The sequence below is a fragment of the Winogradskyella undariae genome (assembly GCF_013285155.1).
GTDB lineage: Bacteria > Bacteroidota > Bacteroidia > Flavobacteriales > Flavobacteriaceae > Winogradskyella > Winogradskyella undariae.
The window spans coordinates 31,961-54,184 of sequence record NZ_JABTEL010000006.1; the positions used below are offsets into that span (position 1 = coordinate 31,961).

Consider the following 22,224-nt stretch of genomic DNA (forward strand, 5'->3'; position numbering starts at 1 on the left):
AATCGTACTCAAATAATTTATTTTATCTATAAGATTTAAAACGTTATTTTTTATTTGATTCTCGTTCATTTAAAGCTAAAATAATACATGCGTTTATACAATGTAGAAAACGGTAATGGTCGTCTTTATTCGTTAAGGCTATAAAGATAGAATAAAGTTGACGTCATTTATAATCAATATTTTAGAATTAGATTTATTGTTTTCTAATAATTTTTTTATAATAAGCTAATGTATCACTTGTCATTTTATCTTGAGTGAAATGAGTAAGCACTTTTTTACGTGCTTGTTTTTCTAAAGTTCTATAATCTTCAGGATTTTTAAATACTTTTAAAATTAGATTTTTAAAATCTTCATTATTTTTCGCAATAAAGCCATCTATGCCATCATTTATAATTTCTGCAGCAACAGGAATATTGGATACAATGGTTACTTTTTCTAAAGCCATAGCTTCTACAATTGTAAAACCAAAAGTTTCTCCTTTAGATGGAACAGCAATAATTGAAGCTTCAGATATTTTTTTTGGAATTTTAGAAAAAGAAATATGGTTGAAATATGTGGTGTTTTTTAATGCTTGTTCTGAAAACACTTCTGTTTTTAAAAATTCCCAGTATTTTTCACCTCTACCTATAAGGTGTAATTTAGCTTTAGGTTCATCTATGATTACTGAATTGAAAACCTCTACTAAATCTTTTACTCCTTTTGCTTCAGATAATGTACCAATATAAAATATCGATTTCGGAATTTTTTTTACTGTTGCATCAGGTGAAAATATAGTTGTATTGACGCCATTAGGAATAACGATATCCACATCCACATCATAATAATTTTTTATAAATTCCTTTGAAAAATGGCTGTTTGCAACGATGTATGGTGTTGCTAAAAGTGCTTTTTTTTCCATGGTAATTTTTAATTCTTCTTTACCTTTGTTTAGATAATGATGCCAAAACCCTCTTGAACCATGAAATCGCGTTACTAATGGAATACTATTATCCCAATAAGCTGTATAACCATTAAATGTAAAGGACTGAATGATGTCAATATTATTTTTTAAAGCATAAAATTTTAACTTTTTAGCCAAGTATTTACGCTCTTTCGCTAACCAGTATTCAGTAATTTGAGGAAATCCTAATCGTGAACTTAAAGAACGTATAAGTTCGGCTAAAGGATTGGCCTTAAAATATTGTTTAAAAAATTTAATCTTTATACCGTTATCATTAATATTATGTTTTTTTTTAGAAAACCCATAAATATATACCTCATGTCCATTTGCAATCAATTCATGAGATACAGTTTTAAAAAATGTGCCAACACCACCATTTGGCGGTAATTTGGGGTGAGAATATTCATTTGTAAAAAAAAGGATACGCATGTTTTATTTTATCTCATGTTTTGTTAACTCATAAAACATCTTTTTAGCAATAACGGATTTGGTAAAATTATCTAAAAGATATTGGTAACCATTGGTTGTTAACTTCTCTTGAAGTGCTTTATCATTCATTAATAAGGTTACTTTAGAAGCAAAATCTTTAGGGGTACCAACTTTTGCTAAAAGACCGGTTTCACCATCTACAATAACTTCAGATATGCCTCCTGCATCAGCAGCAACAATAGGAACTTTACAAGCATAAGATTCTAATAATACACCACCTGTAGGTTCATTATTAGAAGTGAATAGAAATAAATCTAATTCAGGTAAAATTTCAGGAACATCGCGCCTAAAACCAGTAAAGATAATGTGCTCTGTTAAGCCTTTTTCTTCAACATAATTTTTGATGTCTTGTTCCATACTCCCTTTTCCAACTAAGATGTATTTAGCTTTAAAGTTATTTTCTTTTACTAAAATTTCAACAGTATCAACCCAAGTATAGTGATCTTTAAAACCTGTGAATTCAGCAATGTTTCCAATTAATTTATAATCTTCAGGAATATTAAATTCCTTATGTAACATTCCCGTAGGTGCTTGTTTCTGAAACTTATTAATATCAGTAACACTACCAATAACAGACAGTCTGCTATGATCTTTAACTGCAAATTTTAAGGATTCTACAACAGGCTGAGATACGCAAATAATTTTTTTAATGCCTTTGTAATTGTATTTCCATTTTCTAAAAAAGTTAGTGTCTACACGTTTTATAAGTGTACGACAAAGGACTAAAGGTACTTTCATACCGTAGATAAAATGAGAAAGTACAGCTAACGTATGTGCCTTGCTACTATGAATAAATACTACAGTTGCTCTTTTTTCTTTTGCTAATTTTTTAAATTCTTTAGCATAAGACAAACTGTATTCCGATTTATATTCAAACGGAATAACTTGCATTCCTTTCTCAGTTGCAATACGATATAATTCAGAATCGATAGGACAAACAATCCATTGATCTTCTACATGTCCTTCAGCTTTAAAAGCTTCATATAAATAGATGATTTTTTGTTCGTGTCCACGCCAACCATTAGAGGCTGTAAATTGTATTAATCGCATTAAAGATAAGGTTTGATTGTAGTAATTGATTACTGTAAAAATAAGGATTATAAGCTTACTTAATCTTATATAAGCCTACTGCTTTTTTTAATTTCTTACTCATTAAGACGTAATTAACGTAAAGCTTGTTTTTAAAACTTAAGTAGCGCCATTCTTTATGAGGAATAATGTTTTCTGAAACTTTTGTGTTAATTTCATCAGAAACAATAAAGTCGGTTTTTATATCATTCCAACTTACATTATCGTAACCATCAAATTCGTTCACTTTATTTTTTTCGTGAATAATAGACATCCATAAACGTTGATTTGCAATTTCTATACGTCTCGATTCTTTTTTCCACATGTTATGGTCACTGAACCAAACGGTTTTTGGTGTCTCATTTTTTTCAATCAGACTAATAAAAGGGTTAAAAATATGTTCTTTCTTACCTAACATGATGTCTGGTGAAACTTGAAGAGAATAACCTTTTAATATGTCAATAGCCATAAAATCTTGTGATTTAAACTGCTGTTGAATGGTTGAGATATAATCCTTGTGAATACAGTCGTCATTATCAATTCGAGATGTAATAATATAAGGAGTATTTTTACTGTCGTCGGTTATATATGATTTTATAGACGAATGAAAAGCATCCATTCCGTCAATATAAAAAGCCTTAAAATGTGGATAAGGTTTTAAAAGTGCTTCAATTTCAGTCTTAAAATCAGCATCTGTTGTGGCGTCAAAAAAAAGTAACCATTTAAAATTGGTATTGGTTTGACTAGCAACTGAAGGAAGACAAAAATTACTAAATAATCCAATTCTATGCGTCATCCACTCACGTGTTAATAACGTTTCGTTATTTTTTGTGAAATCCCAATTTTTATTTTTGAGATTAAAACGAGTGATGAGGTAGTGTTTAAACATTGAGAATTATTAAGTGTGGACAAATTTACAGAAATATTTGTAAGTGTTTCAGCTATAATTGAAGCGGCTTTTAATCTTTCGTCCAAAGAATTAAATACCTACTTTTGCAGCCTAAGATTACTATTATTTATTATATGTCTGTAACCGTAAAAATTCAAGATAATTCAACATTAACGAAAGAGCAGTTAATGCATGCCATTGAAAACTTTGACCAACAAGGTGAAATGATTGGTAATGGTTACCGAAATGTCATAAAAATATTGACAATTGGCGGTGAACGTTATAATATTAAGGAGTTTAAGGTGCCTAACTTGGTAAATAAAATTGTTTATCGTTTTTTTAGAAAAAGTAAAGCCGAACGTTCTTTTTTATACGCAAAACGCTTACTTAAGGCAGGGATTTTAACACCAACGCCAGAGGCTTTTGTAGAGTACAAGTCTGCTTTTACCTTTGGGAGTAGTTATTATATTAGCAAACAGTTAGAATACGATTTTACAATTAGAAAGCTTGTAGATGATCCAACATGTGATGATTACGATAATATTCTAAGAAAGTTTACACAGTTTACTTATAGCTTGCATGAAAACGGAATTCATTTCTTAGACCATTCGCCAGGTAATACGCTAATTAAAAAAGAAGGTGATGATTATAAATTTTATTTGGTAGATCTTAACCGAATGGATTTTAAAACTTTAAGTTATGATGAGCGTTTAGCTAATTTTGCACGTTTATCACCTAAAGATTATATGCTTGAAGTTTTAAGTGATGAATATGCCAAACTTATTGGTAAACCTCACGATGAAGTTAAAGAACGCATGTTGTTTTTCTCTCAAAAATTTTCACTAAGCTTTAAAAAGAAAGAAGCTTTTAAGAGAAAGTATTTTTTCTGGAGAAAGAAAAAACATTAAGATTTTTTATTCAACTCGCGTAATTTTGCATACTTCAAAAAGCGAATATGAGCAGTTTGTACAGAAATATAGAAACCATTAAAGCCATCTAAAAAGCCTAGTTTTATTACATAAGATTGAAAAAAGGCCCAAGTCGGATTTACAATAATTTTAAAAAGTGATGATTTTTTTCCTTTATCGTAATAAGCTTGAGCAGAAATGGATGTGAATTTTTCAATTTGTTGATTGTGCTCAGAATACGACTGATAATTACGATGTAAAATATCGCCTTTTAATTTTCCGACTTTCGAATCTTTAGAGTTTAGGTTAACCGTCTCATGTATTTTATGACCAGACCAAGACGCTTTTGTTTTATCAAAAACACGTAATTTTTTTTCAGGATACCAAGTGGTGTGCTTAATCCATTGTCCACAAAAATTATTAAAACGATTGGCGTAATAGCCATCAAATTTCCAATTCGTTTTAAGGTTTATAATCGATTTCTGAAGCATTTCTGATAAGGCCTCATCTCCATCTAAAGCTACCACGTGATTATATGTTGTTTGTGATAAGGCAAAATTCTTTTGTTCTGTATAGCCTAAAAATTTTTGCTCAATAAAAGTGACATTATACTTTTCGCAAATACTTTTTGTTTTATCGGTAGAAAAAGAATCTACAACTATTATTTCATCAACAACATTAGCCAGAGATTTTAAACATTTTTCAATATTTAATTCTTCGTTAAATGTAATTATAACTCCAGATAGTTTAAGCATACTTGTGTTTTTACAGTTGTAAAAATAGTATTTTTGCGCTATGCAATCTAATACTAAAGCCTCTGTAATTATAAGTACGTACAATAAACCAAATTGGTTAGCAATGGTGCTTCATAGTTACAGTCTACAAACGGTAAATAATTTCGAAATTGTTATTGCAGATGATGGATCAGATGAAAGAACTAAAACCATAATTGACCAATTTTCTTCAGAAACAGAATTAAAAGTGATTCATGTTTGGCATAAAGACGAAGGTTTTCAGAAAACTAAAATTCTGAATAAAGCTATTATGGCTTCAAATTCAGATTATCTCATTTTTACTGATGGCGATTGTATTGCAAGACAAGATTTTGTAGAAACACATTTGCGTTTACGTAAAAAAAACAGAGCACTTTCTGGTGGTTATTTTAAGTTGGTAGAAAGTGTTACAGAATTGATGACTAAAAGCGTTATTTCTAAGCAGGATTGTTTTAATAAGTCTTGGCTTCTAAAAGTCGGTCAGCCCAAAAGTTTTAAGCTTAATAAGCTAACCAAATCAAATCAAAAAGCTATTTTTTTAAATACAATTACACCAACAAAAGCCACTTTTGATGGTATGAATACGTCTTGTTACAAAACCGATATTTTAAAGGTGAATGGTTTTGATGAACGAATGGAATATGGCGGATTAGATAGGGAAGTAGGAGAGCGCATGATGAACAATGGTGTTAAATTCAAACAAGTACGTTATAGTTGTATTTGCGTACATTTGCATCACGATAGACCTTATAAAAATGAGAAAGCTTTAGCTTTAAATCAGCAAATAAGGAAAGAAACAAAACAGAATAAAGCAACCTATACCAATTTTGGTATAATAAAAGCATAGACAATGGCACTACCTAAAATAACAGTGATTATTGCAACCTATAATAAAATAGATTGGTTAGAGAAAGTTCTATACGGTTATAGTGTACAGACTTATAAAGATTTTGATATTATTATTGCAGACGATGGTTCTACCAATGAAACCAAAGTTCTTATTGATAAATTTAAAGAAAATTACCCTGTAAATATTACACATGCTTGGCATGAAGATAAAGGATATAGACGTCAAAAAATATTGAACGAAACCATTGTTATGGCTGAAAATGAATATATTTTGTTTACAGATGGTGATTGCATTCCGCGTGAAGATTTTGTAGAAACACATGCTAAGTTTGCAGAAAAAGGTTATTTCTTATCTGGCGGGTATTGTAAACTTAATATGGATTTAAGTGAAACTATTTCTGAAGATGATATTACATCTCACAATTGTTTTGATGTAAAATGGTTAAAATCTAAAGGAGAATTAGGAAGTAAAAACACGTTAAAATTATCTGTAAAAGATGGTTTAGCTAGTTTTTTAGATGTCGTTACACCAACAGGAGCAACGTTTAATAACTGTAATTCTTCTGCATGGAAAGCAGATTTAATTGCTATTAATGGTTACGATGAGCGTATGCAATATGGTGGGCCAGATAGAGAATTAGGAGAACGCTTAGTTAATTTTGGAATGAAGACGAAGCAAATTCGTTATAAGGCAATCGTTTTACATTTAGACCACGCAAGAGGTTATAAAACTCAAGAATCTTTAGATAGAAACTTAGCGATTAGAGCTAAAGTGAAAAAAGAAAACTTAAAATGGACAGAGTTTGGAATTAAGAAAGCCTAATTCAATAGTTTTAAAAATTCTTTTAAATCACTTTCAAAATAAGAAGGTTTAAAATCTAAATATAATTCTGAAGCTTTTGATTTTAAAATTTTTGGGTGTTTAATATTTTGATAAGGCGCTTTATTAAAATCTTTAAGATGGGCAGAAACATGTTTTTGCCCATCATCAAACATATTCCAAGCTTCTTTTTTAATCCAAGGAGAAAATATAGTAAATGTTGGTATATATAATGCTTTTGCCATATTAATTGCGCCACCTTCATTTCCTATTAAAGCATCGCAGTAAGATGTAATTGCTAAAAAGCTTCTTAAACTTTTTCCGAAAACTTTAAAATAAACTTTCTTTTTAGTTTCTGCTGTGCATAAATCTAAAATGGCTTTAGCATCAGCTTCTTGTTTAGGAATGTAATTAAATAAAATTTGACTATCAGGTTGCTCTAAAACAATCTGATCTATCACTTTTGCCATGTATTCAAAAGGGTAAGTTTTGTTACTTCCGCTACCTAAAACGCCAATCATAAATAATGGCTTCTCTAAATCTATATTATTAGATTCTAAAAATAGTTTAGCCTCATTTTTTTCATTCTCTGTAAGATATATTTTTGGCCTTACAATTTTTAAAGGATCAATATCTAGAGGGGTTAGTAGTTGTAAACGATTTTCAATCGCTAAACCCGCATTGGTGTCAGCTTTTAATTTATGTTTAAAAGTGTGATTGTAGATTAAGGATTTTTGACCTTTATCAATTGATATTTTAGTTTTAGCTTTAGATAAAAAAGTGATTAGTTTACTCGATAATTTGATGTAAACATCAATAACAACATCAAAACTTTCTTTGTTTAAATCTTTAGCAAATTTGAAAAGTTTTAATTTACTCTTTTCATGCTCTGGAGTAAAAAAATGAAAGTAATCAACAAAGGGATTATTTTCAACTACAGGAAATGTATGTGAATTAATCACATAATGTAATTCTGAATTTGGATATTTCTGTTTAATGGCTTCAAACAAAATACTTGTCGCCAAAACATCACCAATCATTTTCTGTTGAATAACTAAAATTTTCATACTTAAAGTTAAAAAAAATCCAACTGTAAATCAATTTGTCACAGTTGGATTATTATATTTTTTCAATTTATAGAAAGTAACGTATTATACAGCTACATCATATTCACGTAAAGCATCGTTTAAAGAGGTTTTTTTATTCGTACTTTCTTTACGTTTACCTATAATTAGTGCACAAGGTACTTGAAATTCGCCTGCGGCAAACTTTTTAGTATAACTACCAGGGATCACTACAGAACGTGCAGGTACAACACCTTTAGTTTCTACAGGTTTGTCTCCTGTAACATCTATAATTTTAGTACTCATTGTTAAAACAACATTAGCACCTAAAACAGCTTCTTTTTCTACGCGTACGCCTTCAACAACAATACAACGAGAACCAATAAATGCACCATCTTCAATAATTACAGGAGCAGCTTGTAATGGTTCTAAAACACCACCAATACCAACACCTCCAGAAAGATGTACGTTTTTACCAATTTGTGCACAACTACCAACGGTTGCCCATGTATCTACCATAGTTCCTTCATCTACATAAGCACCAATATTTACATAACTTGGCATTAAAATAGTACCAGCAGAAATGTAAGCACCATGTCTTGCTACTGCATTTGGTACAACTCTAATTCCTTTTTCTGCATAACCAGTTTTTAGAGGAATTTTATCGTGATATTCAAAAATACCAACTTCAAAAGTTTCCATTTTCTGAATTGGGAAATATAATACTACGGCTTTTTTTACCCATTCATTAACTTGCCAACCATCTTCAGTAGGTTCTGCAACACGTAAAGTACCAGCATCAACTAAATCTACAACACTTCTAATAGCGTTAATAGTTTCTTCATTTGTTAAAAGAGAACGATCGTCCCAAGCATTTTCTATTATAGTTTGTAGTTGTTTCATAAGTTTTCAATTTTTTTTAGGAACCAAAGATACTTTTATAATAACTGAAGCTAAAATTCTTTAAGAAAAAAATGTGACTTGTCAGAAAATGCAGTGTCTTAATAATAGGTTATGGATATGATTTATTTTTAGAGGGATAAAATCATTACATTAATTCAGTTAAATTGATTGTTTAAAAACGCTTCTTTAATATAAGGAAGCGTTTTTTATTATCTTATCTTTGTATTATGGGAAGAATATTAGCCATAGATTATGGTACAAAACGAACGGGATTAGCTGTTACAGATGAAATGCAAATTATTGCATCTGGCCTTACTACAGTAGATACAAAGCAATTGCTAGAGTATTTAAAAAAATATGTTTCAACTGAAAATGTTGAAAAGATTGTTGTAGGCTTACCAAAACAAATGGATAATACAGCTTCAGAAAGTGAAGTTTATATTAAAAAATTCTTAAAACTTTTATTAAAAGAAATTCCTCAAATCCCCGTAGATCGTGTTGATGAACGCTTTACTTCAAAAATGGCTTTTCAGACGATGATTGATAGTGGATTAAAGAAAAAACAACGAAAAAATAAAGCTTTGGTTGATGAGATTAGTGCAACACTTATTTTACAAAGTTATCTTTCTAGTGTTCAGTAATTATAGAACTGATATTTTTTAATTTATAAATTACGATTTAAAACATAGAGCTTTAAATTTTAGCTTTTTACATGAAAAGCTTTAGAATTTAGTTTTTGAAATTTCGAATATTATCACAGAATTTGGTACTTTTGCACCCGAAAATAATAGAATTATGATTTTACCTATCGTAGCCTACGGCGATGCTGTTTTAAAGAAAGAGGCTAAAGAAATTGATAAAGATTATCCAAAAGTACATGGACTAATCGAAAATATGTACGAAACAATGTATGGTGCATATGGTGTTGGTTTAGCTGCACCTCAAATAGGTTTAGCAATTCGTTTATTTGTAATAGACGCAAGTCCTTTTGCCGATGATGAGGATCTTTCTGAAAAAGAGAGTGAACAAATGAAAAACTTCAAAAAAACATTTATTAACGCTCAAATTTTAGAAGAAGAAGGTGATGAATGGGCTTTTAATGAAGGTTGTTTAAGTATTCCGGATGTAAGAGAAGATGTTTTTAGAAAGCCGAAAATTAAAATTCAATATCAAGATGAGAACTTTGAAACTCATGTTGAAGAATATGATGGTTTAATTGCTCGTGTAATTCAGCATGAATATGACCATATTGAAGGTATTCTGTTTACAGATAAATTATCTTCATTTAAAAAACGATTAATAAAAGGAAAGCTTACCAATATTTCAAAAGGTAAGATTAAAATAGATTACAGAATGCGTTTTCCTGCTATGAGTAAAAAACGCTAATAAAATATATATGAGCTTAGACAAAATTTTATCAATATCAGGTAAACCTGGTTTATACCAAATTGTAGCACAGACAAGATCTGGTGCCATTGTAGAATCTTTAGTAGATAAAAAACGTATCACAGTTGGTGCGCACAGTAATATTAGTATTCTTAGCGAAATCGCTATTTATACATTAGCAGAAGAAGTGCCATTAAGAGAAGTCCTTAAAAAAATTAAGGAAAAAGAAAATGGTGAGCCAACTTCTATTAGTCATAAAGATGGTAAAGATGCTTTAGAAGAATTTTTCTTTGAAGTTTTACCAGATTATGATGAAGACCGTGTATATCCTTCAGATATTAAGAAGGTTATTCAATGGTATAATTTACTTCAAAAAAATGAGCTTTTAGGAGCACTTGAAGAAGAGAAAAAAGAAAAAGATACTTCAGAAGAAGAATAAAAATGTCTGACAAAACAGCCCAATTAAAAGCCTTTGAACGTTTGTTAATTATCATGGATGAGTTGCGTGAGCAATGTCCGTGGGATAAAAAACAAACGATGGAAACCTTACGTCATCTTACTATTGAAGAAGTTTACGAACTTGGTGACGCTATTTTAGATAATGATTTAGAAGAGGTTAAAAAGGAATTGGGAGATGTTTTACTACATATTGTTTTTTATTCTAAAATAGGAAGTGAAACAAATACTTTTAATATCGCAGATGTTTGTAATAGCATCTGCGATAAACTTATAAGTCGCCATCCACATATTTATGGCGATGTTGTTGTTAAAGATGAAGCTGAAGTAAAGCGTAATTGGGAACAACTGAAGTTAAAAGAAGGAAAAACTAGTGTTTTAGAAGGTGTGCCAAGAAGTTTACCAGCAATGGTAAAAGCAAGTCGTATACAAGAAAAAGTTGCGGGTGTTGGCTTTGATTGGGAAGAAACTGAACAAGTTTATGCTAAAGTAGAGGAGGAGCTTGAAGAGTTAAAAGTTGAAGTAGAAAAAGGTGATCAAGACGCTATTGAAAGCGAGTTTGGTGACGTTATGTTCTCTATGATTAATTATGCACGCTTCCTTAATATTAGTCCTGAAAACGCTTTAGAACGCACAAATAAAAAATTTATAAAACGCTTTAAATATCTTGAAACTAAAGCGAAGTCTCTAGATAAATCTTTAAAAGATATGACACTTTCTGAAATGGATGTGTTTTGGGAAGAGGCAAAATTACTTTAATAATTTATTTTTATCATTCTTGATAAAGGAGTATACTTGCTTTAATATATATCTAGAATCACTTATAATTTAGATGTAGTTAATTACTGTTTTTTGTTGATTTGTTAAAGTTATCATAAAGCGAAAAACGAAACATCCAAAAGTATTTGCTGACCGTAATTACTATATATAAAAACATAACCTGTTTTTGTATTCTTAGTAGGAAGTCTTAATTATTATTTAGCGGTTATAATTAAGATTAAAATTTAGTTTAGTTAGGGCAAAACCCATCTGTTGAATCAGATGGGTTTTGATATTTGACATCTTAGTATACGGGTTTTCATCTATCGCTAAAAAGATAGCAGCATAGGTAATAGCTACTAATTTTTTATAATTTTTTTTCTTAAGATATTTCCGTTATCATTTTTGATTTCAACAATATAATTGCCATTCGTGAGATCTTGAATATGTATTTCTTGATTTAATTTTGAGTCCCCTGTTTTTACAGTTCTTCCTAAAGCATCTATAATGTTGTATGAAATTGCTTCAGTTACGTTTTCATTACTAATTACTGTAATGGTATTATTACTAGGGTTTGGATATAGTTTTAATTCAGAGCTAATCGCTATATCTTTTGTGCTTAGCGTTTCACTATCAGCCATAATATTATCTATATCTAATATAGCATCAATAGGGTCAGATTCCCAGGCTGGGACATCATTATGTAATATTCTCATTTCTTCTACTCCTTGACTACCACTACCAAATGTAACTGCATAATTAAAGGGGTCTGAAAGTGCTGTAATGTTATCTTCAAGTATAGAAAAGGAAATTCGTTTCCATCCTTCGTTTGGTAAAACAGCTATGGCATTAGTAGTACTGCATCTATAAGTAAGGCCATAATCGGTTTGAAAAGCTAGCCTTAAAAAGATAACTGTACTACCAGAATTTCTTACATCCATCGATATATATTTGATACGATCAGAAAGATTACCTTGGTAGTAATCACCTTTCCATTGCGCATTGTTTTTAGTCATTAATTCAAGATCTTCTCCAGAACCACTAGAAGTAATTCTTAAAAAATTATCTTCTTCTCCAGATGGACCTCCGTTATAAATATTTTCATTTGGAATTGAATTTGTTTTAGTCCAATTGCTCATAGTATAATCTTCAAAGTCATCAACTTGATCTAAGATAACTTGTGAAACTACGATAGTAGGTAGGCATAATAGTAAAAAGGGTAAAATTTTCCTCATAATATATAGATGTTTAAATTGATTATAGGCTACATGTTATTATGTAAATAAAAAGGAGCTGATTGATTTATTGTTTAGCACAAGAGATTCATGCTTATGACAAAAGGAGTTGTCATAAGCATGAATCTCTTGTAGAGTTTTATAGAAATTTTAATTATACATTCCGCGAACTTTAGTCAGTTTTGCTTTCCAAGTTTCTAGTTCAGTTTTATGCTTTTCTATATTCTTATGAACGTCTTTAACTAAAGGGTTATCTGATTTTACATTAGAGAAAAACTGTAAGTTATTTTCTAATTGATTAATTTCAGATTTGATTTCGTCAATACGCTTTTTAATAAAGTTATATTCGTTATCTAATAACCTAGTATCTTCAGGATCAGCTAAATTTTCAAGTTTGCTTTCAAACTTAATCATTTCAACTTTAGATTTTTCCATCTTCACTTTATCAAAAGCATCATCTATGGCTTTGTAAAATTTACCATCAATATAGCGTTTGTTTTGTGGTACATATCCAACCTCTTTCCACTCAGCAATTTTTTCTTGTAATGCTTTAATATCTGCTTTAGGATCTTCAGTTGGTTCTAATGTTTTTAGTTGATCTAAAAGTTTTACTTTTTTATCAAATGCATCAAATAAATGTTGATCTTTTGCTTTACGCTCTGTATGCATTTTATCAAAATAATGGTTACAAGCTTTTTTAAACTGTTTCCATATTTTATCACTGTCACGTCTAGGAACATGTCCTATTGTTTTCCATTCATCTTGAATTTTCTTCATCAATGGAGTTACAGTTGCAAAATCGTCATTATCTTTATTGTCTTCTGCAATTTGAATTAAAGCTTTCTTCTTTTTAAGATTATCAAATTGATCTTTCTTTAAATCTTTATAGAAACTATTTTTACCTCTATTAAAAGTTCTTACAGCTCCTTTAAATTTAGACCATGTACTTTCATTAACTTTTAAAGGCACTTTTCCTGCTTTAAAGAAATCATCTCTTAAAGCTTCGATTTCTTTAATATTACTTTGCCATGCGCTATGAGAATTAACTTTCTTTTCTGCAATGGCATTTATTTTAGCAATGATTTCTTCTTTGTGCTCAAGATTTTTTTCATGAGCTTTATCCATGTCTACAAAATAAGCCTGACGCTTATCGTGTATGGCTTTAGTAGCTTTACTAAAACGCTCCCAAATTTCTTCTCTATGCTCTTTTCCTACTGGTCCAAGTTCTTCTTTCCAAAGCTTGTGTAATACTTGTAATTCTCTAAAAGAACGATTCGTATTTTCGTCTTCAGCTAATTCTTCAGCACGTTCTATGATTTTTAATTTCTGATCATAGTTATGCTTAAAATCCATATCTCTCAAATCATTATTGAGGTGTAAAAAGTCGTAAAAACGTTCTACGTGATGGTGATAAGTATTCCAGGCATTATTGTATTTATCTCTAGGAATTGGTCCTGCTGTTCTCCATTTTTCTTGAAGTTCTTTGAAGTTTTTATAGGTAGTACCCATATTTTCTTCAACACTAAGTAAACCTTTAATATCTTCAATAATTTGTAGTCTATTGTCAAGGTTTTGTTGAAGATTTTGCTCGCGTTCCTTGTAATAAGAATTAATAGCTTGCTTATAATCTTTGTATAGCGTATTAAATTGCTTTTTAGTGTCGTTTGTATAGTAGAAGTCTATTTCGTTTCCACCTTCTTCAATAAATTCTTCTTTTTTCTCTTCTAGAAGTTCACTGAATTTAGAATTAAACTCACTTTTTATTTCATTGATATGTTTAGATATCGTCTGAACTTTATGTTTTTCTAACAGTCTGCTAGTCTCAGCGACTAGTTCATCCATTGACATGGCATGATAATCTTTTTCTTCAACTTCATGACGCTCTGCATTAGATTCGTCTTCGGCATCTTCGGCATTTGAAGCTTCTATTTCATCAACTGAGTCATCCTTAATAACTTCAGGAGTAGTTTCTGCTTCGACTTCTTCATTGATAACTTCAGCAGTATCTATAACTTCTGTTTTTTCAGTTTCAGAAAAGACTTCTGTTTTTATTTCAGTTTGTACTTTTGGCGTAGATTCAGTTGATTCTACTTCTTTTTTTCCATCTGCTTCTTGCAGGTTATCATTCTCAGACATGTGTCAAATTATTTAATATATAAGTTGTTAAAGATACTAACTAGTAGCCTAATTACAAAGGAAATGCCTAGTTGGTTATATTTTATGATTTATTCCAGATTTCCCAAGATTTTTCTGCTTGTAACCTTAGCATTTCAGCCCCATTTATAGTGATTGCATTTTTTGATTTTCCATGAGCTAAAAATTTGGTTTGCACCGGATTATATATAAGATCATATAAAATATGTTTTTTAGTAATAGCGTCGTAAGGAATGTTTGGAGAGTCATTAATATTAGGGAAAGTACCAATGGGTGTACAATTAATTATAATCGTATGCTTAGCTATAACGGCATCATTTAGATCAGAATACGTATAAGTAACACCTTCTTTTTTAGAACGAGAGACATAATCATATTTGATTTTTAATTTTTTTAGCGCATAAGCTATAGCTTTAGATGCACCACCTGTACCTAAAATAAGTGCTCGTTTATGATGTTTTTTTAGATGTGGTTTTAAAGAATTTTTAAAACCATAATAATCGGTGTTATAACCAACTAATTTATTTTTACCTGTGATTTTAATTGTGTTTACAGCTCCAATTTTTCTTGCACGTTTGTTTAGACTATCAAGCATTGGGATTACTTCTTCCTTATAGGGAATGGTAACGTTGATCCCTTTTATATTTGATGTGTCTTTAAGAATATCATTAAGTTCTTCGATTTTTTGTAAATCGAAGTTGACATAAGTGTGTGGTAATTTTTCTTTTTCAAATTTTTTAGCAAAATATCCTCTCGAAAATGAGTATGAAATATCTCGCCCTAAAAGACCAAATTTATGCTTTACGTTGTTGTCTTGTGTTTTTCCCATACCATTCTAATCCTAAAACTATAAAGATTCCTAAGGCAATATAAGCAATTGCTATATAAGTTTGACTGTTGAATTCAGGTAAAAAGCGATGGTAATTAGTAATGATGTGTCTTCCAGCAGAATCTAAGACTAGAGATCCGTCAATTTGTGTTTTGTAAATTGTTTCTTTCCAAGGCCAAACAACACCAAGAGATCCTATTATGAAACCCATTATGGTTGCAAGCGTAATAAATTTATAATGTTTTAAAATGTAATTTAATATATGAGAAAAAGTGACTAAGCCTACAACAGAACCTAATGTAAATACCGCTAAAACTTTTAACATTCTTATGCGGACAACATCATTTACAAATTCAAAATTCCATCTAAAAATATCGAACATCGTATCGTAAAGTGCATTTACAGAATCCACTAATAATAAAACATAATTTCCTAAAAGAATTAATATAAATGAACCTGAAAAACCAGGTAAAGTCATACCTGATACGCTTATAATACCACAGAAAAACACAAAAAAGAGATTGTCATTTTCTGTTGCGGGATCTAAAAAACTAACACTTACTCCTGCTATAACACCAAGTGTTAGGGATAGTATTGTTGTTTTGTTCCACTCTTTAAAATCTTTACTTAAATAGTATATTGAACCTAAGATCATTCCAAAAAAAGTACTCCAAACATACAGTTCGTAATGTGCAATAAGGTAATCTAGTAGTTTAGAAACACTAAAATAGCTTACAATCATTCCTAAGAAGAGTAAGCTTAAAAATTTACCATTTATATATTGATAGAAACTTTTAAATCTAAGATTTATTAAAAGTAATAAAGCATTTTTATTTACACGTTGTAATGAGTAAATGAACTCTTCGTAGAAACCTGCAACAAAAGCAACAACTCCGCCAGAAACACCAGGGACTTTATTTGCAGCACCCATGGCCAAACCTTTAATGACCAAAAATATGCGATCTATAAGGGTTCTTGTACTTTGCATTACACGTTATTTTTTTGTTTTCCTAAACTTTCTAAGATAAGAATTACAGCAAAACCAATAACAATAAAAACAGCAGCCATTAAAAGTTCGTTTTCTCCAGAATAAGATGTTGGTAATATACTTCTATCTAATAAGGTAACGACTTCTCCTTCAGAGTTAATTCTTGTTTTTAAGACTTCTTTCCAGGGCCAAATTTTATTTAAAGACCCTATCATAAATCCGGTTAATATTGCTAAAGTTAGATTCTTATGATGTTTAAACATCCAGTTTAAAGCTTTTGAGAATATTTTAAGTCCAAAAATAGCTCCGATTGCTAAAAGTAAAAAGTTTAAAAATGCATCTTTAAAAAGTTCCATATTACCCGTTAATAATCCATCTCTTAAATTATTAATGGTATCAATAGCTGTTTGGTAAGCACCTAAAATTAATAGAATAAAAGCTCCTGAAACTCCAGGTAATATCATTGCTATAATAGCTATAAAACCACAGAATAAAAGATAAAAAGGACTATCTGGTGAAGCAAAGGGTTCTGCTAACGTTATATAAAAAGAAAGAATAGAGGTTATTATTATAGCTATTACTAACTTAATAGACCAACCTTTTATTTGTTTTGCAATGTATAGAATACTGGCTAATACAAGTCCAAAAAAGAAGGACCAAAGTAATATTGGTTCGTTATGTAGTAACCATTTTATTAGTTTCGCTAAGGATAAAATACTGATTGCAATACCAGAAAAAAGAGCGATTAAGAAATTACCATTAAAAGAATTCCATGCGGTTTTAAATCCTTCTTTCTTCCAGATTTTTAGAACACTAAAATTTACTTTGTCAATACTTTCAATAAGTTCTTCGTAAATACCAGAGATAAAAGCTATTGTTCCTCCTGAAACACCTGGAACAACATCGGCAGCTCCCATGGCAATACCTTTTAAAGTAATGGCTAAATAATCTAAAAATCTTCTTTGCATTCGGTTATAAAATATCAGATGCTAAGGTAAGATTATTTTCTTTTAGTTAGAAGTCTTTTTAGCTTCTGTAATTATTGCTTTGATAAGAGGCTTTTCTGTAAGTTGTGGAAATAATTCAGAAATAATAAAGTTATAATCAATATTAAGACGTGTTGCATTTTTTAGGTGGAAACGTCCTTCTTCTGATTGGTGAGTTGAAAAATATAATCCAGCTAAACGGTATTCTACTTCAGCATTTTCTGGGTAGAATTCAGACGCTTGAATTAAATTAAAAATAGCGGCTTCGTATTCACCCAAAGTCGTTAAAACATCAGATCTATTTAGCCATGTATCAAGTTCAAAATTTCCTAAATCTAACGCTTTTTTATAGCCGCGTTCTGCTTCTTCAAGAAAATTTAAACGTTTATTTACAGTTGCATATAGTTTCCAGAAAATTACATTTTCTCCATCAATTATTACCGCTTTATTAATGTAATATAAAGCTTTTTGATAATTGAGTTGCTTCATGTAAAATTTAGTAATAGCAATCCAACCTTTGTCTAGTAAAACGTCTTCACTTATTGTTTTCTTAAAGAACTGTATCGCAAATTCTTCATGTTTAAGTTTCGCATAACAATGACCAATGCGTAATAAGGCAAAAGAGGTAGGGTCGTCTAAGGCTAATGTTATTTTGTAATTTTCAATAGCTTCTTCATACTTTTTTAGCTTTTCTAAAACCTTTCCTTTTTCAATATATGCACCTACAAAAGTATCGTCTGATATAATTGCAAAATCAAAAGCAGAATTAGCTTTAGCGTATTCTTTTATTGTAAAATATTGTCTTCCTAATTGATGCCATGCAACTTCGCAATAAGGGTTTATATCTAAATATGAATTTAAATATTCTATAGCTTCAGAATTCTGGTCTAAGAAATCATAACAATACACAATATTATGAAGCGCAGCATAATCTGTAGTATCACTTTCTAAACATTTTTGAAAAAAGACTATGGCATTTTCAAATTGTTCTAAAAACAAATATTCCATACCAACTAATGCATATAAATCAGCATCATCTTCTGGTGAATTAGAAAGATCTATAGCAATAAGTAAAGTGTTAATGGCTTTTTGATGTTGATCTTGTTTAGATAAAACGTTAGCCTTTTGAATAAAAATTTCTTCGTTGTTAGGTTCTAAATTATGTAGCCCATCTAAAAGATCATCAGCTTGCTGAAATTTATTTTCTAAAATATAAATTTCAACTTTAAATAATTTAAGATTAACAGAGCTTGGGTGTTGTTCTAAACCTAATTTTATAGCGCGTTTAGCCAATGCAATCTTACCGTTTTCTAGGTAATGATGTATGATGTTTTCGAACTCATTCGAGTCAAAGAACAAAATATTATTTGTCTTTAACATCGATTCAAATCGAGTAAGTGAAAAGTTTTCGTCTTCTTGACTGTATTGCATAAATATTTAATAATTCGCTGTAATAAAAATACAGTTATACTTTAAGTTACATCATTTTTTTAACGAATGTTCTTAACAAAATAATTAACATTGTAAAAACACTTGATGTATAGTGAGTTAAAGTATTGTTTTTAGCTGTGTAATGTGACTAATTAGTGGTTATATTGAATCTAGAATAGATTTTATGATGTTACATCCTTCTATTATTTCGTTATTTGAAATAGTGAGTGGAGGCGTAATTCGGATTGCTTTGGTTTCAAAAAGTAACCAAAACAGAATTAATCCTTCATCTTGGGCACGTAAAATAACGTCATTTGTAATATTTTCATTTTCAGTTAATGCGGCTAACATCAATCCTCGACCTCTAATTTCTTTAATGTGTTTGTGTTGAAGGTGTTTTCTAATTAATTTTTCCTTTTCTAAGGCTTCAACCATTAAATTAGATTCCGTAATTTCCTTTAATGTTGCTAGTGCTGCAGAAGCAATCAAAGGATTTCCTCCAAAGGTTGTTATATGTCCTAATTTAGGATTATCGCTTAGCGAATCCATCATTTCTTTTGAAGCTGTAAAAGCACCGATAGGTAATCCGCCTCCTAAACCTTTGCCGGTTACAACAATATCGGGTTGGCAGTTGTAATTTTCAAAACCAAATAATTTACCTGTTCTCCCTATTCCTGGTTGTATTTCATCTAATATTAAAAGTGCACCTACGGCATTGCAGCGTTCTTGTACTTTTGTTAGATAATTATCTTTTGGTTCTATAAAGCCAGCTCCTCCTTGAATAGTTTCGAGAATAACAGCAGCTGTTTGTTCCGTTATTTTATTTAAATCACTTTCAGAATTAAATTCAATATGTTTAATATCTGGTATTAGAGGTAAAAAAGGTTTTTTGCGTTCTTCATAATCCATAAGACTAAGTGAACCCATTGTATTACCATGATAAGCTTTATTTGCCGCTATAATTTCTGAACGTCCCGTAAAGCGTCTCGCTAATTTTAAACTTCCTTCAATAGCTTCTGTACCAGAGTTTACTAAATAAGTTGCTTCTAAAGGTTCGGGTAAATATTTTGCTATTAGTTTAGATAATTCTACAGCAGGTGTCTGAATATATTCACCATAAACCATGACATGAAGATATTGATCTGCTTGTTCCTTAATGGCATTGACAACTTTGGGATTACAATGTCCTAAACTACATGCTGATACACCGGCTACAAAATCGAGATAAGCTTTGCCATTAGTATCATATATATAAGATCCTTTTGCACGACTAATTTCCATAGCTAATGGATGTGGTGTCGTTTGAGCTTGATATTTAAAAAAGTCTTGTTTCAATTTTTTGCTCTTTAGTCTCGTTACTTTTTAAGGTTTTATTCTTTTTGAGGCATTGTTTTTAAAGGTGTCGTTGTTTTCTTTTCAGGAAGATTTCGAGCAGCCTTATTTGCTTTTTCTGGTGTTTTCTTTCCTGCCTCTTCAATACGCTCATTAGTTGCATCATCTATAAAATTTTCAGACGGAACATATTCTTTTAAGCCTTCAATTATAGGTAAATCTAAAGGGGGATCGTCTTTAAATAAATCTTCAACTGATAATGGTTGTTCTTCACCTCGCCAGTCGAAACCTCTAAATTTTCTTCCGCTTTTAGGGAAATTTGAATCTGGGAAAATATTACCATCAATCTGATTTATGAAGCGAACTTCGTCAATAACTTGATCGATAATTTTAACATTAATACTTCCTGATTTTGATTTTTGAATTCCTATTAATTGCGTGTCATCATTTCTTAAATAACGAATTGTTTCTGCGTTTTTAATGATATCAATATTATAAATTTCATTGTCTTTGAATAAGCCAATTAAGCGTTGTCCTTTAATTTGATTGAACGCATTAACATCGATTGTGTCTTTACTAATTAAGAAAGCATTATCAAATACTTTTAAAGAATCGAGTTGTTCTGTTATTGGATTCGAAATTAAATGAATGGTATCTCCGGTCATTTGATTACCAATATTCCATAGTACGGGTTTTCGTTGAAGTGCAAAGGCGTCATTAGAGCTAAACCTACTAAGATTAATCATTTGAGTTATGCCTAATTTATGATCAACATGTATAGAATCTGATTTTCCTGCTAAATCACTTTTATAAAGTCGTGCATTATAATAAGCACGTGTAATTCTATTTTCAGGTTTACCTGTAACCATTAAGGTATCTGCATGCATGAAAATAGAATCTCTTTCTTGAACTGTGATTACTAATGCTCGTTTGGTAATAAACATAGAATCTTTTTCTCGCCAAACTTCTGCATAATGGCCTTTTGCAAGACTTTTATTTATAGTGTCTGTAACGGTGATATTATTTGTAGCAGAGGCGAAACTTTTAGCACGATCAAAAAATAGGCTATCTCCTTCAACGGTTCTATTGTCGTAATCTATTTTAGCATTTCGTTGAAAATTACCAACATCATTATTGGTATCATAAAAACCACGTTCACAATAAATAGTACTTGTTTCTCCAACAATAGTAGATGGCCCAAAAAGATAAGCATGTCCGTTTTCGGTAAAGAAATCTAAGCGTTCAGTGTTTAATGTATATTCAGGATTTACTAATTCTACATCATTAACAAATTGATATTTGCTATCATTCATATAATAACGACCAATCTGACTTGTAATTGTTCCAGATGAATCTCTAACAACAGTACCTCCCGTATTGTAATATGCTTGTTGTTTTATTCTATCAAAATGAAGTGTATCTGTTTTAAGTGTAGATTGTGGTTCTGTTAAAACAACATCTCCACTAGCAAATGCAAGTTGAGATATGCCGCTATACTCAACGTATTTGGCAACCATATTTATGGTATCTCCTTGTTTCATTACCACATTACTGTAAGCTTCAATAAAATCTTGATCTTCGTAATAAACAGCTTTATCGCACCACATGTTTATTCCTTTGTGGACAAAATGAACTTGTTTAGATTTATCTCTAACAAATACTTTAGCACCTTCTTCAATATTTTGGTCTGTAAATAATTGACCAGCATATTCTATGGTGATATTTTCTTTTTCTTGAGCAAAGCTAAAGCAAGCAATGGTGAAGAAAATAAGAACTAATAGATTTTTAAATTGTTTCAAGAGGCATACATTTTTCACAAAATAACACTTATTAGAATTGCTTTAGCATCTGTTAAGGTTTTTTTTAACAGAAAAGAGCTTATTTTAAAGATTATTGTAAACAAAAAAAAAGGTTTTTTTATAAAATATTCAAGATAAGACCTAAGATCTTTACTCTATATTTTAC

At 30.3% G+C, this 22,224-nt stretch carries 21 protein-coding genes; 7 read left to right on the forward strand and 14 right to left on the reverse strand.

Going from position 1 to position 22,224, the window contains the following annotated elements; genetic code table 11:
* Nucleotides 1-193 precede the first annotated feature (193 nt).
* The 3 genes from HSX10_RS09815 to HSX10_RS09825 are packed head-to-tail and all read right to left on the reverse strand — an operon-like array spanning nt 194 to nt 3,386.
* The gene (locus tag HSX10_RS09815; RefSeq protein ID WP_173588042.1) at nt 194-1,369 is read right to left on the reverse strand and encodes a glycosyltransferase family 4 protein; all 1,176 of its coding nucleotides are present in this window, start codon (nt 1,367-1,369) and stop codon (nt 194-196) included.
* Between the two features lie 3 nt (nt 1,370-1,372).
* Nucleotides 1,373-2,479 (reverse strand): glycosyltransferase family 4 protein, encoded by a 1,107-nt coding sequence (locus HSX10_RS09820; RefSeq protein WP_173588043.1) that lies wholly within the window; start codon nt 2,477-2,479, stop codon nt 1,373-1,375.
* Between the two features lie 55 nt (nt 2,480-2,534).
* A complete protein-coding gene (locus tag HSX10_RS09825; protein WP_173588044.1) occupies nt 2,535-3,386 on the reverse strand; it encodes a glycosyltransferase in 852 nt (283 codons plus the stop codon).
* 104 nt (nt 3,387-3,490) lie between these two features.
* Between HSX10_RS09825 and HSX10_RS09830 the strand changes: the two genes are divergently transcribed.
* Complete coding sequence (locus HSX10_RS09830) at nt 3,491-4,294, forward strand: lipopolysaccharide kinase InaA family protein (RefSeq protein ID WP_254453225.1); 804 nt, start codon at nt 3,491-3,493, stop codon at nt 4,292-4,294.
* On the opposite strand, the gene HSX10_RS09835 is transcribed toward HSX10_RS09830, so the two are convergent.
* Nucleotides 4,291-5,049, reverse strand: a complete 759-nt coding sequence (locus HSX10_RS09835; protein WP_173588045.1) for a glycosyltransferase family 2 protein — start codon at nt 5,047-5,049, stop codon at nt 4,291-4,293. The two genes, HSX10_RS09830 and HSX10_RS09835, sit on opposite strands and share 4 nt — an antisense overlap.
* A gap of 40 nt (nt 5,050-5,089) precedes the next feature.
* Here HSX10_RS09835 and HSX10_RS09840 point away from each other — a divergent pair, with 40 nt between their 5' ends.
* Nucleotides 5,090-5,914 (forward strand): glycosyltransferase family 2 protein, encoded by an 825-nt coding sequence (locus HSX10_RS09840; RefSeq protein WP_173588046.1) that lies wholly within the window; start codon nt 5,090-5,092, stop codon nt 5,912-5,914.
* 3 nt (nt 5,915-5,917) lie between these two features.
* Nucleotides 5,918-6,739, forward strand: coding sequence for a glycosyltransferase family 2 protein (locus HSX10_RS09845; protein ID WP_173588047.1), 822 nt, complete (start codon nt 5,918-5,920; stop codon nt 6,737-6,739).
* On the opposite strand, the gene HSX10_RS09850 is transcribed toward HSX10_RS09845, so the two are convergent.
* Both HSX10_RS09850 and HSX10_RS09855 read right to left on the reverse strand, forming a co-directional pair.
* The gene (locus HSX10_RS09850) at nt 6,736-7,803 is read right to left on the reverse strand and encodes a glycosyltransferase family 9 protein (RefSeq protein WP_173588048.1); all 1,068 of its coding nucleotides are present in this window, start codon (nt 7,801-7,803) and stop codon (nt 6,736-6,738) included. The two genes, HSX10_RS09845 and HSX10_RS09850, sit on opposite strands and share 4 nt — an antisense overlap.
* An 84-nt stretch (nt 7,804-7,887) precedes the next feature.
* Nucleotides 7,888-8,703, reverse strand: a complete 816-nt coding sequence (locus HSX10_RS09855) for a 2,3,4,5-tetrahydropyridine-2,6-dicarboxylate N-succinyltransferase (protein ID WP_173588049.1) — start codon at nt 8,701-8,703, stop codon at nt 7,888-7,890.
* Nucleotides 8,704-8,930: 227 nt separating this feature from the next.
* Here HSX10_RS09855 and ruvX point away from each other — a divergent pair, with 227 nt between their 5' ends.
* The 4 genes from ruvX (at nt 8,931) to mazG (ending at nt 11,304) form a co-directional block, all read left to right on the forward strand.
* Nucleotides 8,931-9,344: a Holliday junction resolvase RuvX gene (gene ruvX / locus HSX10_RS09860; protein ID WP_173588050.1), complete on the forward strand. Its 414-nt coding sequence runs from the start codon at nt 8,931-8,933 to the stop codon at nt 9,342-9,344.
* A gap of 154 nt (nt 9,345-9,498) precedes the next feature.
* Nucleotides 9,499-10,089, forward strand: coding sequence for a peptide deformylase (gene def / locus HSX10_RS09865; protein ID WP_173588051.1), 591 nt, complete (start codon nt 9,499-9,501; stop codon nt 10,087-10,089).
* A 10-nt stretch (nt 10,090-10,099) separates the two neighbouring features.
* Nucleotides 10,100-10,528: a DUF5606 family protein gene (locus HSX10_RS09870; RefSeq protein WP_173588052.1), complete on the forward strand. Its 429-nt coding sequence runs from the start codon at nt 10,100-10,102 to the stop codon at nt 10,526-10,528.
* A gap of 2 nt (nt 10,529-10,530) precedes the next feature.
* Nucleotides 10,531-11,304 carry a nucleoside triphosphate pyrophosphohydrolase gene (gene mazG / locus HSX10_RS09875; RefSeq protein ID WP_173588053.1) on the forward strand — a complete coding sequence of 258 codons (774 nt, stop codon included), beginning with the start codon at nt 10,531-10,533 and terminating at the stop codon, nt 11,302-11,304.
* A gap of 359 nt (nt 11,305-11,663) precedes the next feature.
* Here mazG and HSX10_RS09880 read toward each other — a convergent pair whose 3' ends face one another.
* The 8 genes from HSX10_RS09880 to HSX10_RS09915 form a co-directional block, all read right to left on the reverse strand.
* On the reverse strand, nt 11,664-12,539 hold the full coding sequence (locus tag HSX10_RS09880) for a T9SS type A sorting domain-containing protein (RefSeq protein ID WP_173588054.1): 876 nt from the start codon (nt 12,537-12,539) through the stop codon (nt 11,664-11,666).
* A gap of 150 nt (nt 12,540-12,689) precedes the next feature.
* Nucleotides 12,690-14,675, reverse strand: coding sequence for a DUF349 domain-containing protein (locus HSX10_RS09885; protein ID WP_173588055.1), 1,986 nt, complete (start codon nt 14,673-14,675; stop codon nt 12,690-12,692).
* A gap of 82 nt (nt 14,676-14,757) precedes the next feature.
* A complete protein-coding gene (locus HSX10_RS09890) occupies nt 14,758-15,522 on the reverse strand; it encodes a shikimate dehydrogenase family protein (RefSeq protein WP_173588056.1) in 765 nt (254 codons plus the stop codon).
* Nucleotides 15,488-16,510, reverse strand: a complete 1,023-nt coding sequence (locus tag HSX10_RS09895) for a DUF368 domain-containing protein (protein ID WP_173588057.1) — start codon at nt 16,508-16,510, stop codon at nt 15,488-15,490. Before HSX10_RS09895 ends, HSX10_RS09890 begins: the two co-directional genes overlap by 35 nt.
* A complete protein-coding gene (locus HSX10_RS09900; protein WP_173588058.1) occupies nt 16,510-17,478 on the reverse strand; it encodes a DUF368 domain-containing protein in 969 nt (322 codons plus the stop codon). Before HSX10_RS09900 ends, HSX10_RS09895 begins: the two co-directional genes overlap by 1 nt.
* Nucleotides 17,479-17,520: 42 nt before the next feature.
* Nucleotides 17,521-18,927, reverse strand: coding sequence for a tetratricopeptide repeat protein (locus HSX10_RS09905; protein ID WP_173588059.1), 1,407 nt, complete (start codon nt 18,925-18,927; stop codon nt 17,521-17,523).
* A gap of 159 nt (nt 18,928-19,086) precedes the next feature.
* A complete protein-coding gene (locus HSX10_RS09910; protein ID WP_173588060.1) occupies nt 19,087-20,262 on the reverse strand; it encodes an aspartate aminotransferase family protein in 1,176 nt (391 codons plus the stop codon).
* Between the two features lie 35 nt (nt 20,263-20,297).
* On the reverse strand, nt 20,298-22,058 hold the full coding sequence (locus tag HSX10_RS09915) for an OstA-like protein (protein WP_173588061.1): 1,761 nt from the start codon (nt 22,056-22,058) through the stop codon (nt 20,298-20,300).
* Nucleotides 22,059-22,224: the final 166 nt, after the last annotated feature.

Coding starts and splice junctions, on each gene's coding strand:
- HSX10_RS09835 (WP_173588045.1), bottom strand. CDS start 5,049: ATGCTTAAACTATCTGGAGTTATAATTACATTTAACGAAGAATTAAAT.
- HSX10_RS09895 (WP_173588057.1), bottom strand. CDS start 16,510: ATGCAAAGTACAAGAACCCTTATAGATCGCATATTTTTGGTCATTAAA.
- HSX10_RS09850 (WP_173588048.1), bottom strand. CDS start 7,803: ATGAAAATTTTAGTTATTCAACAGAAAATGATTGGTGATGTTTTGGCG.
- HSX10_RS09815 (WP_173588042.1), bottom strand. CDS start 1,369: ATGCGTATCCTTTTTTTTACAAATGAATATTCTCACCCCAAATTACCG.
- mazG (WP_173588053.1), top strand. CDS start 10,531: ATGTCTGACAAAACAGCCCAATTAAAAGCCTTTGAACGTTTGTTAATT.
- def (WP_173588051.1), top strand. CDS start 9,499: ATGATTTTACCTATCGTAGCCTACGGCGATGCTGTTTTAAAGAAAGAG.
- HSX10_RS09905 (WP_173588059.1), bottom strand. CDS start 18,927: ATGCAATACAGTCAAGAAGACGAAAACTTTTCACTTACTCGATTTGAA.
- ruvX (WP_173588050.1), top strand. CDS start 8,931: ATGGGAAGAATATTAGCCATAGATTATGGTACAAAACGAACGGGATTA.
- HSX10_RS09885 (WP_173588055.1), bottom strand. CDS start 14,675: ATGTCTGAGAATGATAACCTGCAAGAAGCAGATGGAAAAAAAGAAGTA.
- HSX10_RS09855 (WP_173588049.1), bottom strand. CDS start 8,703: ATGAAACAACTACAAACTATAATAGAAAATGCTTGGGACGATCGTTCT.
- HSX10_RS09820 (WP_173588043.1), bottom strand. CDS start 2,479: ATGCGATTAATACAATTTACAGCCTCTAATGGTTGGCGTGGACACGAA.
- HSX10_RS09900 (WP_173588058.1), bottom strand. CDS start 17,478: ATGCAAAGAAGATTTTTAGATTATTTAGCCATTACTTTAAAAGGTATT.
- HSX10_RS09880 (WP_173588054.1), bottom strand. CDS start 12,539: ATGAGGAAAATTTTACCCTTTTTACTATTATGCCTACCTACTATCGTA.
- HSX10_RS09840 (WP_173588046.1), top strand. CDS start 5,090: ATGCAATCTAATACTAAAGCCTCTGTAATTATAAGTACGTACAATAAA.
- HSX10_RS09845 (WP_173588047.1), top strand. CDS start 5,918: ATGGCACTACCTAAAATAACAGTGATTATTGCAACCTATAATAAAATA.
- HSX10_RS09825 (WP_173588044.1), bottom strand. CDS start 3,386: ATGTTTAAACACTACCTCATCACTCGTTTTAATCTCAAAAATAAAAAT.
- HSX10_RS09870 (WP_173588052.1), top strand. CDS start 10,100: ATGAGCTTAGACAAAATTTTATCAATATCAGGTAAACCTGGTTTATAC.
- HSX10_RS09890 (WP_173588056.1), bottom strand. CDS start 15,522: ATGGGAAAAACACAAGACAACAACGTAAAGCATAAATTTGGTCTTTTA.